The organism is Bacillus sp. SN32, assembly GCF_002837495.1.
GTDB lineage: Bacteria > Bacillota > Bacilli > Bacillales > Bacillaceae > Bacillus > Bacillus subtilis.
In genome coordinates, this window is record NZ_PJCT01000001.1 from 1142619 (window position 1) to 1155392 (window position 12774).

Here is a 12774-nt window from a genome sequence, read left to right on the forward strand (position 1 = left end):
ACTTCTCTCATTAGCGTATACTGAACCGAGACACACAATGAGAGGATACTTACTATGACTGAACAAACCATTGCACATAAACAAAAACAGCTGACAAAGCAAGTCGCTGCATTTGCTCAGCCTGAAACAAAAAACAGCCTGATTCAGCTTTTGAACACGTTTATCCCATTCTTCGGCCTGTGGTTTCTTGCTTATCTCAGCCTCGATGTCTCCTATCTTCTTACGTTAGCATTAACGGTGATTGCCGCAGGTTTTCTAACAAGAATTTTTATCATCTTCCATGACTGCTGCCATCAATCTTTTTTCAAACAAAAACGCTATAACCACATTCTCGGTTTTCTGACAGGTGTCCTGACTTTATTCCCGTATCTTCAATGGCAGCACAGCCATTCGATTCATCATGCAACTAGCAGCAATCTGGATAAACGCGGAACAGGAGACATCTGGATGTTAACAGTAAACGAATATAAAGCTGCATCCAGACGAACAAAGCTTGCATACAGACTTTATAGAAACCCGTTTATCATGTTTATTCTCGGACCGATTTATGTTTTTCTGATCACGAACCGTTTTAACAAAAAAGGCGCAAGACGCAAGGAACGTGTAAACACATACCTTACGAATCTGGCAATTGTCGCGTTGGCTGCCGCTTGCTGTCTGATCTTTGGCTGGCAATCGTTTTTACTGGTGCAAGGCCCGATATTTCTGATTTCAGGTTCAATCGGTGTTTGGCTGTTTTATGTGCAGCATACCTTTGAAGATTCTTATTTTGAAGCGGATGAAAACTGGAGCTACGTTCAGGCTGCTGTTGAAGGCAGTTCATTTTATAAACTCCCGAAACTGCTTCAATGGCTAACAGGCAATATCGGTTACCACCACGTTCATCATTTGAGTCCAAAGGTGCCTAACTATAAGCTTGAAGTTGCTCATGAACATCACGAACCATTAAAAAACGTACCGACAATCACCTTAAAAACAAGCCTGCAATCACTCGCGTTCCGTCTATGGGATGAAGATAACAAACAGTTTGTGTCATTTCGGGCTATAAAACATATACCTGTAAGCCTTCCGCCTGATTCACCAGAAAAACAGAAGCTGCGGAAGAATGCCTGATGATAAAGGAGGTCTTCTAATATACTAGAAGGCTTCCTTTTTATTGTTGGAGGGTGCATTCTGGCTTTCACAATGATAAAGTTACAAGTAAGATGAAAAGCTGAAAATGAGGTAAGATCATGATTAAAAATCATTTTACATTTCAAAAACTAAACGGGATTACGCCCTATATATGGACGATATTTTTCATCCTCCCCTTCTACTTTATATGGAAATCATCATCTACATTTGTTATTATTGTCGGCATCATTTTGACGCTTTTATTTTTTTCGGTATATCGATTTGCTTTTGTCTCAAAAGGCTGGACCATTTATTTGTGGGGATTTTTATTAATTGGCATTTCAACCGCCTCCATTACCCTGTTCAGTTATATTTATTTTGCTTTTTTTATCGCGTATTTTATTGGAAACATTAAGGAACGCGTCCCTTTTCATATTTTATATTATGTCCATTTAATAAGCGCAGCCGTCGCAGCCAATTTCAGTCTCGTATTAAAGAAGGAATTCTTTCTGACACAAATTCCTTTTGTCGTCATTACCCTCATCAGCGCAATTTTATTGCCCTTTAGTATAAGAAGCCGCAAGGAGCGCGAACGGCTTGAAGAAAAGCTCGAGGATGCAAATGAACGGATTGCAGAACTGGTAAAATTAGAAGAACGTCAGCGAATTGCCCGCGATCTCCATGATACGCTTGGACAAAAGCTTTCTCTTATTGGTTTAAAAAGCGACTTAGCAAGAAAATTGATATACAAAGATCCCGAACAAGCAGCTCGTGAACTGAAAAGTGTTCAGCAAACTGCACGAACTTCTTTAAATGAAGTAAGAAAAATCGTTTCCTCTATGAAGGGCATCCGGCTCAAGGATGAATTGATCAACATCAAACAAATTCTCGAAGCAGCTGACATTATGTTTATCTATGAAGAAGAGAAATGGCCCGAAAATATCTCATTGCTGAATGAAAACATTTTGAGCATGTGCTTAAAGGAAGCTGTCACAAATGTCGTCAAACACAGCCAGGCTAAAACTTGCCGAGTAGACATTCAGCAGCTCTGGAAGGAAGTTGTGATTACAGTGTCTGACGATGGAACATTCAAAGGAGAAGAAAATTCCTTTTCAAAAGGACATGGCTTACTCGGGATGAGAGAACGGCTTGAGTTTGCAAACGGAAGCCTTCACATCGATACCGAAAACGGAACCAAGCTTACCATGGCAATTCCTAATAATTCAAAATAAACATAAAGGATGGCTTATATGATTAGTATATTTATTGCAGAAGATCAGCAAATGCTGCTGGGCGCTTTAGGATCACTTTTAAACCTAGAAGACGATATGGAAGTCGTAGGCAAAGGTACAACCGGCCAAGATGCTGTTGATTTTGTCAAAAAACGCCAGCCTGATGTATGTATTATGGACATTGAAATGCCCGGAAAAACAGGGCTTGAAGCTGCTGAGGAGCTAAAAGATACAGGCTGCAAAATTATCATCTTAACCACCTTCGCCAGACCCGGTTACTTTCAGAGAGCTATTAAAGCTGGCGTTAAAGGCTATTTGTTAAAAGACAGTCCTAGTGAAGAGCTGGCCAACGCCATCCGTAGCGTCATGAATGGAAAACGCATCTATGCACCTGAGCTGATGGAGGACTTATACAGCGAAGCTAACCCTCTTACAGATAGAGAAAAAGAAGTGCTTGAACTTGTGGCTGACGGTAAAAACACAAAAGAAATCGCTCAGGAACTCAGCATCAAAAGCGGGACGGTGCGGAATTATATCTCAATGATTCTAGAAAAGCTTGAAGTGAAAAATCGAATTGAAGCCATTACCCGGTCAAAGGAAAAAGGCTGGTTTAAATAAAAAAGGATCTTGGCATCTGCCAGGATCCTTTTTGTTAACCTGAAATTCCCGTTTGAGAACCTCGCCGCAACCAGAATTAAATTGATCCATATCCTCGCTCCTATACCCGCTGAACATTGCTTGGTTAACAGCCCAATAAAAGACTGGATTGAATGATATCCCTGTTAAAATGGTCGGCCATTGCACATCAGCAGAATTTCTGATATTGATTATTTTGTATTTTCAGTATGACAAAGTTGTGCCACTTCGCTCCCGAAGCTGCCATGCCCAACTGCAAGAGCCTAATATCACAATAAAAAACCGTCTGAAATCAATCCGATTCCGTTCCGTAAATGGCATCTGCTACATCCAACTGCTTATTATCTGCCAAAAACACCAGCTCGTTTCGCTGATCAAAGATATTAACAACCAGCTATAAATGTCATGATGCCGAATGTCTCTGTAATGTGGAATCAATCATTTAACCCGAGAGCCCCTGAATCGCACATAAAGAGAAAAACGGGACCACTTTCTTTTATCAGCATATGATATAAACAGCTCTAAGCAGAACAAAAAAAGACACAAGCCAAAAGCTCATGTCTTTTATCACAATCTATATTATTAGTTTAAGACTTTAACACTTACAGTTTTGACGCCCCAATTAGAAGCATCACTTTTACTTGGTACAAATACGTCGATTTTATTTCCTTTAATAGCGCCGCCAGTGTCTGCTGCTGTTGCTTCCCCGTAGCCTTCAACATAGACTTTAGAACCTAGCGGAATTACATTAGGATCAACCGCAATAACTTTCGCGTTCGGGTTCTTATTTAAGTCAATGCCTGTAGCTGTAACGCCGGAAATGCCGCCGTCGTTAGCAGTGTAAGCAGTAGCAGTAACTGTTAGTTCTTTTGAAGCTTCTTGATTATTTGTATTTGATTGAACAGCCTTCTCCTCTGTGTTAACAGAAGTTTCTGCCTCAGCCTTTGTTTCTTGTTTAGGTTGCTGTTGTACAGCTTCTTGTTTAGGTTGCTCTTTTTGCACAGCCTCTTGTTTTGGCGCAGCTTGAGGTGCGTTTGTTTGCGCATTCTCAGTAGCTGTGTTTGCTGCTGTTGCCTGACCTTTTACTGAAAGAGTTGATCCAGCATAGATCATGTCAGAGCTTAAGTTATTCCAAACTTTCAGGTTGTTGACTGTCGTGCCGAATTTTTGAGCAATCTTAGAAAGCGTATCTCCCGCTTTAATTGTATATTGCCCAGTCGTGGTTGTTTCTTCTGAAGAAATGGTCAGTTTTTCTCCTGCAATGATTTTATCAGAAGTTAACTTGTTCCATTCTTTTAAGTCCTTTAGGTTCACTCCATTTTTCTGAGAGATTCCCCAGAGCGTATCACCCTTTTGCACCGTAATTTCTTTTGCAGAAGCGTGAGCTCCGAATGCAGTTGTTGAAAGTGCAGCAACTGCCACAAAGGACATAATCGTCTTCTTCATAAGTAAATCCTCCCTTGTTAGCTTTTTATTGGCGGCTAACAGGTGATATCGTAACACACGTAAATGTCAAATCAATAACAAAAAGATATGATTTAGATTACAGTTCCTTTACATGAAGGATTTCTCTCTGATGGAAAGACTTGCTGAACCCTTGATATAATAGGCTTCGCAGGTCTTTTTATTTTGAGGCAAAACAGAGAAAATAAAATGTGTTTTTTATAGAAAAAAAGATTGTTTTTCTGTTTTTTAGTCTGTCATCCTTGCATAAGCTTGTATTTCTTGTAAAAAAAGCCGGCCGTATTTTGCTCTTTTTTGTTCTCCGACTCCTTTTATAGACAAAAGTTCATCATCATTTACGGGCTGTTTTCCTGACATTTCTTTTAACGTTTGGTCAGAGAAAACAACAAATGGCGGAACACCCTGCTCAGCCGCAATTTCTTTCCGAACCATGCGCAATCGTTCAAATAGCTCGTCATTTTCAGTAATCGCTGCCGCTTTTAACGCTTCTTTTCTCGCTACTGATAATTCTCCTTTCAGCACATTCCTTCCTTTACTGCTGACAAAAAGAGTCGGAAACGTTCCGTCTGACATCCTGATGAAGTCGTCAGAAATAAGAAATTCGATAAAATCACTGATTTCGCCAACGGATTGGTGTTTTAATATCCCGTATGTTGAAAGGTCTGAAAAGCCATTTTCAAGAACTTTTTTATTTTTGGAGCCGGCAAGCACCTGGGCAACCATCGTCTTGCCAAACCGTTCTTTCATGCGAATGATACAGGATAAGACCATTTGCGCCTCCCGCGTCACGTCATGGGCCGCTCTTGTATCGGTACAGTTTCCGCACTGTCCGCACGCATCAGGCTCCTTTTCTCCGAAATACATAAGGATAAAACGCTGCAGACAATCTTCCGTATGACAGTAGTCGACCATTTGTCTCAGTTTTTTTAAATCCTGCTTTTGTTTCTCTTCATGTTCTGATTGCTCAATTAAGAAGCGCTGCACCATAATATCCTGCGGTGAAAACAGGAGAACACATTCACTGGCAAGACCGTCCCGTCCAGCTCGTCCTGCCTCTTGATAATAGCTTTCCATATCTTTCGGAATTTGTGCATGCAGAACAAATCTGATATTTGATTTATCAATACCCATTCCAAAAGCAGAGGTTGCCACCATCACTTGAAGCTCATCATTAAGAAACCTTTCCTGCTGCTCTTTTCTCTCATCATCAGCCATACCTCCATGATACCGGCCTGCCCTGACATGGTTTCGTTTCAATCTCTCATATATCCGATCAGCTTCTTTTCTGGTCGCTGTATAGACAATTCCTGCTTCATGCCTGTTGTTTTGCACATATTCGTCTATAAACCGATCTTTATTTTCTCCTTTTACTACTTTAAAGGTTAAATTCTCTCGGGAAAATCCGGTATATACCGTGTTTTCTTTTTGAATATGCAGCTGTTTGCAAATATCATCATGAACCTCGGGTGTGGCTGTTGCTGTTAACGCCATGATGACAGGCTTGTCGTGTAATTCACGGAACAAGATTTCAATATTCCTGTAGCTTGGCCTGAAATCATGGCCCCATTGAGAAATACAGTGCGCCTCGTCTATTGCGACCAAAGGAACATCTATGCCCTGCAAAATCCGGATAAATTCTGTGGACGTTAGTCGCTCTGGTGTAATGTAAAAAAGCTTATAAGCCCCTTCTTTGAGTCCGTTCAGCCTCTCATATATTTCCTGAATGGATTGTGTGCTGTTAATGTAGGCGGCGTTAATCCCCGCTTCTTCTAACGCATCAACTTGATCCTTCATCAAGGAAATCAACGGTGATATGACGATCGTCGTCCCTTCAAACATTAATGCCGGAATTTGATAGCAAATCGATTTGCCGCCTCCCGTCGGCATAATGCAGGCCGTATTTTGCCTCGCTTCCATCACCAAGCGGATCGCTTCATCTTGGCCGCTCCGAAACTTCTCATAACCAAAATAATGAGCCAGAAGGGATTGGGCTCTATGTAACATAACGTGTAAACCTCGCTTTTCCTTGAATTTCTCCCATCATATCATAAAAAAGCGGCCTTCATTTCTTTCACACAAAAATGGAATATTCACTATACCAAACCTTTTTAGATAAAATAAAAAGCCATTTCCGAAAAGGAAATGGCTTTCGCTACGTCTTGCCGTATGCAAGTAAGAAAGTTTTAAACCACCACTCCTCAAAGTGGGTGTTTGCAGAAACGTTCCTGTCGTCCTCTGCAATGGAGGCATGACATTCCGGCTTCGATATAAAACTCCCTATTACAGCTTAAAGGTTAAAACTTAATTAACAATACGCACAAAGTAGCTTCTTTAATATAGTACACCATCAGGCGGTTTTAATCAAGAGGTCAGAACAATTGTTTAGAAAAACTTTTTCCAGTGAATAAAACTGCTTTTTCTCCAAAATACCTGACAATTCGACAAACAAAAAATATATTACAATAAAAAAAACAGCCTTTTTCGCTAAAAGCGAATGATTATTTTCTTCTATATTAATGTGTATATACAAAAAGACTCCTATTTGTAACGATAGGAGTCTTGGCTTTATTAGAATTTTGCAGCAAGATCTTTTGCTTCTTGTAAACCTTTTTCAACGATTTCTTGCGCTTGATCAGGTGCTGCGTTATGTCCTTCGATGACAACTGTGTGCAAGTCTTGAACACCCCAGAAACCAAGAACTGTTTTCATGAAGTTTAATGACATTTCAAGTGCAGCCATTGGTCCTTCTGAGTAGACACCGCCGCGAGCGTTAAGAAGCGCAACTTTTTTGCCGCCCATTAAACCGACTGGTCCTTCTTGTGTGTATTTGAATGTAACGCCTGCGCGAGACAGATAATCAACATAAGTATGAAGCACTGCTGGCACTGTGAAGTTCCAAAGCGGGAATGCGAAAACAACTTTGTCAGCTTTTACAAACTGGTTCAGATATTTGTCAGCAATTGCTGCTTGTTTTTTCTCATCTTCTGTCATTTCCATTCCTTGACCTGCTTTAAATGTTCCGTTAATCATATCTCTGCCAAGGTAAGGAAGGTTTTCCTTATGAAGATCTAATTCAACCACTTCATCATTAGGGTTGTTTTCTTTATAAGCAGCTAAGAAAGCTTCGTAAAGTTTAGTTGAAACGCCTTCTTCAGCTGTACGGTCGCTTGATTTTACAAATAAAACTGTAGACATTTGTATTCCTCCCGGTAAACTTTTTATATTTACTTACAAATAGTATGTTACTTTCTTTTTTACGCAAAGTCAATCACTTTATTTTGAATATGAGATTTTTTTTCAAAAAAAAGCAAGTACATCTAATATCGGTGTACTTGCTTGCCATTTTTACTTCGAATCTTGTTCACGATCTAAGATTTCATACGTCTGCGAGCTTTTTTGATCAATTGTTTCTTTGTTGGATAAGTCTTTTACCTGTTCATGAAACTCTCTTTCATAAGAAGGAGCATCTGTCTCCAGATCATCCTCCACATCAGCTTGGGCCTCAACTGTCATTCTTGCATAAGGAACAGCTTCAAGTCTTTCGTAAGGAATCTCTTGACCGGTTTTTTCACACACGCCATAAGTTCCATCTTTCATCTTTTGTAATGCACGGTTGACCTCCTCTAACAGCTCCCGGTCAATCTCTTTCACTGTTTGGTCTGTCATCCGGTCTGTGACGAGCGTCCCGTGATCTGCCATATGGTTGTCAACCCCATTGGAAAGCTCCCCCACTTCTTCCGTCATTGATTCTGTTTCCTTTTTCTCGCCAGACAATTCTTTTTGCATATCGAGCAATTTATGATAGAGATGCTGTGTTTGTTCTTTTGTCAGTGCCATGTATATCCTCTCCTTTCTATCCTGTTTCCCGTTTTGCCTTCTGTCAAACATGGGAACATCGATGGAAAGATGAGCTACTGCCTTTTTGAACGGATCGTGACCGCTGGCGTCGATGGTGCTTCGGGTTTTCGTTGGCACTTTTTGTTCTTCTCTTCTGGCGGTATATAATAGGTTGCGCCTATATTTAATCTGCCGCTCAGTTCATCAATGGTCAGCTCGCCGAATTCAAGATGATAGTCAATTTTTTCGACATTCAGCGTTTCAATATGTATATAGGTTTCTTCAGATTCCTGTTTGCTGCTTTGTTTCTGTTTCTCAAGCACTGAAAGTCTTTCTTCACATTCACGCAGTTTGTCAAGTTCTGGTTTCAAGCAATGCCTGATCAGCGACCGGAACATTTTTTTCATGACATCACGACCCTTTGCATACTCCTCTTTCGTCTACATATATAATGAGGTATATCCCATAGAAAGGAGAGGTTTTCATGCTTCCGACTAACATCAATATTTCTCATCTCAAGACTAACTCGATAGGCACCGGCTCATCCCTTACCTTTGGTTCTGCGGAGTTAAGGAACAGGTGCTCTGCTATCAAAAGAAATAACGGTTTTGGGGAACAAAATGCAGATGTTATTGTTATGGTCATTCCGATTGAATCAATTGATGACCGTGATGGGGCAGATGCACTCAGTATGAAAATCAATCATCAATAACAATGGTTTTCGCTTGACCTTCGTCTTTTTGAATGGTGATGTATAGGATTCCGTCTTTAAAAATGGCATTCATCTTTCCATGAAGATGGTCGGAAAGCGGAATTTTCTTTTCAAAACTTCCGTATTTCCCTTCTTTTTGGCGAAAGTCCTGTTCATTAAAATAGGAAAAGCGCTGCCCCTTCACCACTAAATAATCTCCGTACGATAATATGTGAACGTCTTGTTTACGATAGCCTGGAAGATAAATTAAAAACTGCACTTCCGCAACGGTATCTACAATATCCATGCTCGGAAATGAAGCATCTCCTCTCCCTCGCTGATCTTGCTGCGCAAACGGAAACGGAGATTGGCCATTTGTCATAAAAGGGGTTTTTTGGTCTTCATCAAATACCTGTTTCCAAAAGTCACCGCCGTACATCTGCTGTGCGAATTCCATCCACTGCTTCATCTTTTCGAAATCCATTTGAAGCCCCCTGTCTTAACATACTTTATAACCGCCAGCATACAACTATAGAAAGGAGGTTTGCCTGTGGTTCAACCAACTCCGTATATCAATATTAATATTTTCATGCTGAAAATTAATTCCTTTGAAAATGCTTCAGCGGTTAACGTAGGACAAAATTTATTGGCAGAATGGCAAAATTCAGATAAAAAAAATCAAGGCTACGGACAGAATTTTGGAGATGCGAGCGGATTTATGGGCACGAGAAGCCATGTGGATGACAGAGACCAAATTGATTCTCCGGCCTCTTTTGAAAGTGAAGCGGTTAACTCCTCAATCAAAAGGAAGTGATGAGATGTTCTTTTCTCCCTCCGTCGTGAATGTCGGCGGATTTAAAATCAATACGATGGACCGTGGTTCCTCTTTAACACTCGGTCCGTATCAGCAGGTCGATTACTTTTTATCAGCTAAAATAAATCAAGGGTTTGGAGAAGAAAATGGCGACTTTACTCCTCTTGTCGTACCGATTTCAAATGTATTAGATGCAGATCTTGTTGATTCGAACTCAGCGAAAAACAGTGTGGTGTAATAAGAACAGGGCGCACATGCCCTGTTCTTTTTTTATATATAAAAAAAAGCCTAACCATTTTTTGAACGGCTGGCTCATCAAATATTCAGCTGCACAAATGCTTTGTCAGCACCGCCTGAACCTCGCTTAAATCGGTGTCTTTCGCAAATTCTAATTCGAACGTTTTGCTTCTTGTCATCAATAAAAGCCCAGTGTCCGGATCAAACATTCCCGCTTCTTGGATGGCAAAGCTTTCAATTGTTTTATATGGAAGAAATACACGAACCTTCTTTTTGGAAAACATTTTATTGTCAAAGAAAATGATCCGCTTATTTGTAAAGCAAATTTGGTCCACTCGGAGCTTATAAATCGATTCTATTCTTTCCCCTTCAACGAGCAAAGCCTCAAGCTTCTTTGCGTCCGTTGATCTGCTAACAGAAAAAATACCCAATGAAGAACCCCTCTTTCTGCATTTATCTATTTGTTTTATCATTCACTACATAAAAATAAGTCCTTTATCCCTATATAAGAATACGACATAGAAGACATTTAAACCATTACGAACAGATTACATTTTTCAAATTTTTGATTTGTTTTTTGGCTTTTAAGCTGTTGTCATCAAGTAATACGCACAGATAGAGAAAAAAGTTTCAATATTCAGCAATGTTTTTATAAAAAAGTGGTTTTTAATGATTTTTTTAATTTTGTTTTATATTTCCTGTTTTAACCACAAAAAAACCGCAGCTGGGCTGCGGTTTTATGTATCGACTGCTTTTAACAAAATCTGTTTGATGCTTCAAGGAAGCATTACATCTCTTCGAAGTATTCTTTATAATAGCCGCCGACTTTATTCGTATTGTCGACCACAAAGAGAAACTCCTCTGTTTCATTTTTTACTTCATATTCTTTTCCCGGCGTTAAAACGCGGTTTACGATATATTTTTTTGCGTTTGTCTGCACACACTTTACTTTTTTAATTGTTTCTTTTTCAAGCCAATTTTTATGAATCATGATGAAATCTCCTTTTCTTATCTATAAGCTTATTGTAGCTTTTTTCTTTTGTAAATTGCAATATCGGTTATTCATTGATTTTGCCTTGATTTCTATTATAGAATGTTTGTATACGCTTACGTTTGAAGCAACTATCACAGCATATTTCTGCTATTCAATCCAGGAATCAATGTGCTATCACCAAGAATCTCAGAACAGACCATAAAAAATGACTGGAGGTTTGTTACGGATGAGTTCTTTAACGATGCAAGTGACGAAAAGGCTGGAGACATTTTTACAGGGAACAAAGAAGCTTTATATTGACGGAAAGTTTGTTCCGAGTGCCTCAGGGGCAACCTTTGACACTCCAAACCCGGCGACCGGCGAAACCTTGATGACGCTGTATGAAGCCCAGGCTGCGGATGTGGACAAAGCTGTTAAAGCTGCCCGGAAAGCCTTTGACCAAGGTGAATGGAGAACAATGTCTCCAGCTTCGAGAAGCAGACTGATGTATAAGCTGGCAGACTTAATGGAAGAGCATAAAACTGAGCTTGCTCAGCTTGAAACACTTGATAATGGGAAACCGATCAATGAAACGACTAATGGAGATATTCCGCTGGCTATTGAGCATATGCGCTATTACGCCGGCTGGTGTACAAAAATAACAGGACAGACGATTCCGGTTTCCGGCGCTTATTTTAATTATACGCGTCATGAGCCTGTCGGTGTCGTCGGCCAGATCATTCCATGGAATTTCCCGCTCCTGATGGCGATGTGGAAAATGGGCGCGGCACTTGCAACAGGCTGTACAATCGTCCTCAAACCGGCTGAACAAACACCGCTTTCAGCTCTTTATTTGGCAGAATTAATTGACCAAGCCGGTTTCCCTGCCGGTGTAATCAACATCATCCCAGGATTCGGTGAAGATGCGGGAGAAGCGCTGACGAACCACGAAGCGGTTGATAAAATTGCCTTTACCGGTTCCACTGAAATCGGAAAGAAAATCATGTCCACCGCAGCGAAAAGCATTAAGCGTGTGACATTGGAGCTGGGCGGAAAATCGCCTAATATTCTTCTGCCGGATGCGAATTTGAAAAAAGCCATCCCGGGCGCTTTAAACGGTGTGATGTTTAACCAGGGTCAAGTCTGCTGTGCGGGCTCACGTGTCTTCATTCATAAAGACCAATATGATGAAGTTGTTGATGAAATGGCATCCTATGCTGAGTCACTCCGCCAAGGAGCGGGACTTCATAAAGATACTCAAATCGGGCCTCTCGTAAGCAAGGAACAGCATGAACGCGTTCTTTCCTATATTCAAAAAGGAAAAGATGAAGGAGCAAAAGCAGTGACCGGCGGAAGCTGTCCTTTTGAAGCAGGATATTTTGTCGCACCGACTGTGTTTGCGAATGTTGAAGACGAAATGACCATCGCAAAAGAAGAAATTTTCGGACCCGTGCTGACTGCAATTCCGTACGAAACAGTCGATGAAGTTATTGAACGGGCAAACCATTCAGAATATGGGCTTGCAGCCGGACTATGGACAGAGAACGTCAAGCAGGCTCACTATATCGCGGACCGACTTCAAGCCGGAACCGTTTGGGTCAACTGCTATAATGTGTTTGACGCGGCGTCTCCATTTGGCGGTTATAAACAGTCAGGACTCGGACGAGAAATGGGATCATATGCCTTGGATAATTACACAGAAGTCAAAAGTGTATGGATAAACCTTGAAGACTAACATGTATGTTTAAAAAACTGCTGCCTGCCAGCAGTTTTTTTC

General features: G+C 40.6%; 15 protein-coding genes and 1 other RNA gene. 7 read left to right on the forward strand and 9 right to left on the reverse strand.

Features of this window, described 5'->3' with window-relative positions; all coding sequences use genetic code 11:
* Positions 1–54: 54 nt before the first annotated feature.
* The 3 genes from desE to desR all read left to right on the forward strand — a co-directional run bounded on the left by desE (position 55) and on the right by desR (position 2963).
* Positions 55–1113, forward strand: a complete 1059-nt coding sequence (gene desE / locus CW370_RS05660; RefSeq protein WP_004399588.1) for a fatty acid desaturase DesE — start codon at positions 55–57, stop codon at positions 1111–1113.
* A gap of 119 nt (positions 1114–1232) precedes the next feature.
* A complete protein-coding gene (desK, locus tag CW370_RS05665) occupies positions 1233–2345 on the forward strand; it encodes a two-component sensor histidine kinase DesK (protein WP_015251908.1) in 1113 nt (370 codons plus the stop codon).
* An 18-nt stretch (positions 2346–2363) separates the two neighbouring features.
* The gene (desR, locus tag CW370_RS05670; protein ID WP_004399356.1) at positions 2364–2963 is read left to right on the forward strand and encodes a two-component system response regulator DesR; all 600 of its coding nucleotides are present in this window, start codon (positions 2364–2366) and stop codon (positions 2961–2963) included.
* 600 nt (positions 2964–3563) lie between these two features.
* Here desR and CW370_RS05680 read toward each other — a convergent pair.
* From CW370_RS05680 to CW370_RS05710, 6 genes are all read right to left on the reverse strand, one after another.
* Positions 3564–4427 (reverse strand): LysM peptidoglycan-binding and 3D domain-containing protein, encoded by an 864-nt coding sequence (locus CW370_RS05680; protein ID WP_003231267.1) that lies wholly within the window; start codon positions 4425–4427, stop codon positions 3564–3566.
* A gap of 246 nt (positions 4428–4673) precedes the next feature.
* Positions 4674–6449, reverse strand: coding sequence for a DNA helicase RecQ (gene recQ, locus CW370_RS05685; protein ID WP_024573294.1), 1776 nt, complete (start codon positions 6447–6449; stop codon positions 4674–4676).
* Positions 6450–6590: 141 nt separating this feature from the next.
* Positions 6591–6777: non-coding RNA, 6S RNA (gene ssrS, locus CW370_RS05690), on the reverse strand.
* A 236-nt stretch (positions 6778–7013) separates the two neighbouring features.
* The gene (gene azoJ, locus CW370_RS05700; RefSeq protein ID WP_003231260.1) at positions 7014–7640 is read right to left on the reverse strand and encodes an FMN-dependent NADH-azoreductase AzoJ; all 627 of its coding nucleotides are present in this window, start codon (positions 7638–7640) and stop codon (positions 7014–7016) included.
* A gap of 150 nt (positions 7641–7790) precedes the next feature.
* The gene (locus tag CW370_RS05705; RefSeq protein WP_003231259.1) at positions 7791–8282 is read right to left on the reverse strand and encodes a TraR/DksA family transcriptional regulator; all 492 of its coding nucleotides are present in this window, start codon (positions 8280–8282) and stop codon (positions 7791–7793) included.
* A 74-nt stretch (positions 8283–8356) separates the two neighbouring features.
* Entirely contained in the window at positions 8357–8689 is a 333-nt protein-coding gene (locus tag CW370_RS05710) for a hypothetical protein (RefSeq protein WP_024573296.1), read from the reverse strand.
* A gap of 77 nt (positions 8690–8766) precedes the next feature.
* Between CW370_RS05710 and CW370_RS05715 the strand changes: the two genes are divergently transcribed.
* Positions 8767–8994: a hypothetical protein gene (locus CW370_RS05715; RefSeq protein ID WP_015383862.1), complete on the forward strand. Its 228-nt coding sequence runs from the start codon at positions 8767–8769 to the stop codon at positions 8992–8994.
* Here CW370_RS05715 and yocM read toward each other — a convergent pair.
* The gene (gene yocM / locus CW370_RS05720) at positions 8981–9457 is read right to left on the reverse strand and encodes a salt stress-responsive protein YocM (RefSeq protein ID WP_024573297.1); all 477 of its coding nucleotides are present in this window, start codon (positions 9455–9457) and stop codon (positions 8981–8983) included. The two genes, CW370_RS05715 and yocM, sit on opposite strands and share 14 nt — an antisense overlap.
* 66 nt (positions 9458–9523) lie before the next feature.
* On the opposite strand from yocM, the gene CW370_RS05725 reads away from it, so the two are divergent.
* Both CW370_RS05725 and CW370_RS05730 read left to right on the forward strand, forming a co-directional pair.
* Entirely contained in the window at positions 9524–9787 is a 264-nt protein-coding gene (locus tag CW370_RS05725; protein ID WP_004399338.1) for a hypothetical protein, read from the forward strand.
* A gap of 4 nt (positions 9788–9791) precedes the next feature.
* Positions 9792–10025: a hypothetical protein gene (locus CW370_RS05730; RefSeq protein WP_003231251.1), complete on the forward strand. Its 234-nt coding sequence runs from the start codon at positions 9792–9794 to the stop codon at positions 10023–10025.
* An 85-nt stretch (positions 10026–10110) separates the two neighbouring features.
* Here CW370_RS05730 and CW370_RS05735 read toward each other — a convergent pair whose 3' ends face one another.
* Both CW370_RS05735 and CW370_RS05740 read right to left on the reverse strand, forming a co-directional pair.
* Entirely contained in the window at positions 10111–10455 is a 345-nt protein-coding gene (locus CW370_RS05735; RefSeq protein ID WP_003220141.1) for a PH domain-containing protein, read from the reverse strand.
* A gap of 356 nt (positions 10456–10811) precedes the next feature.
* Complete coding sequence (locus CW370_RS05740; protein WP_003231245.1) at positions 10812–11015, reverse strand: DUF6501 family protein; 204 nt, start codon at positions 11013–11015, stop codon at positions 10812–10814.
* A 229-nt stretch (positions 11016–11244) separates the two neighbouring features.
* Here CW370_RS05740 and dhaS point away from each other — a divergent pair, with 229 nt between their 5' ends.
* Positions 11245–12732 carry an aldehyde dehydrogenase DhaS gene (gene dhaS / locus CW370_RS05745; protein WP_015714095.1) on the forward strand — a complete coding sequence of 496 codons (1488 nt, stop codon included), beginning with the start codon at positions 11245–11247 and terminating at the stop codon, positions 12730–12732.
* The last annotated feature ends 42 nt before the right edge of the window (positions 12733–12774 follow it).

What these genes read in the sequence shown, in the direction of transcription:
- recQ (WP_024573294.1), bottom strand. Translation starts at nt 6,449, where the DNA reads ATGTTACATAGAGCCCAATCCCTTCTGGCTCATTATTTTGGTTATGAG.
- CW370_RS05715 (WP_015383862.1), top strand. Translation starts at nt 8,767, where the DNA reads ATGCTTCCGACTAACATCAATATTTCTCATCTCAAGACTAACTCGATA.
- dhaS (WP_015714095.1), top strand. Translation starts at nt 11,245, where the DNA reads ATGAGTTCTTTAACGATGCAAGTGACGAAAAGGCTGGAGACATTTTTA.
- desR (WP_004399356.1), top strand. Translation starts at nt 2,364, where the DNA reads ATGATTAGTATATTTATTGCAGAAGATCAGCAAATGCTGCTGGGCGCT.
- CW370_RS05680 (WP_003231267.1), bottom strand. Translation starts at nt 4,427, where the DNA reads ATGAAGAAGACGATTATGTCCTTTGTGGCAGTTGCTGCACTTTCAACA.
- CW370_RS05705 (WP_003231259.1), bottom strand. Translation starts at nt 8,282, where the DNA reads ATGGCACTGACAAAAGAACAAACACAGCATCTCTATCATAAATTGCTC.
- desE (WP_004399588.1), top strand. Translation starts at nt 55, where the DNA reads ATGACTGAACAAACCATTGCACATAAACAAAAACAGCTGACAAAGCAA.
- azoJ (WP_003231260.1), bottom strand. Translation starts at nt 7,640, where the DNA reads ATGTCTACAGTTTTATTTGTAAAATCAAGCGACCGTACAGCTGAAGAA.
- yocM (WP_024573297.1), bottom strand. Translation starts at nt 9,457, where the DNA reads ATGGATTTCGAAAAGATGAAGCAGTGGATGGAATTCGCACAGCAGATG.
- CW370_RS05710 (WP_024573296.1), bottom strand. Translation starts at nt 8,689, where the DNA reads ATGAAAAAAATGTTCCGGTCGCTGATCAGGCATTGCTTGAAACCAGAA.
- CW370_RS05740 (WP_003231245.1), bottom strand. Translation starts at nt 11,015, where the DNA reads ATGATTCATAAAAATTGGCTTGAAAAAGAAACAATTAAAAAAGTAAAG.
- desK (WP_015251908.1), top strand. Translation starts at nt 1,233, where the DNA reads ATGATTAAAAATCATTTTACATTTCAAAAACTAAACGGGATTACGCCC.
- CW370_RS05730 (WP_003231251.1), top strand. Translation starts at nt 9,792, where the DNA reads ATGTTCTTTTCTCCCTCCGTCGTGAATGTCGGCGGATTTAAAATCAAT.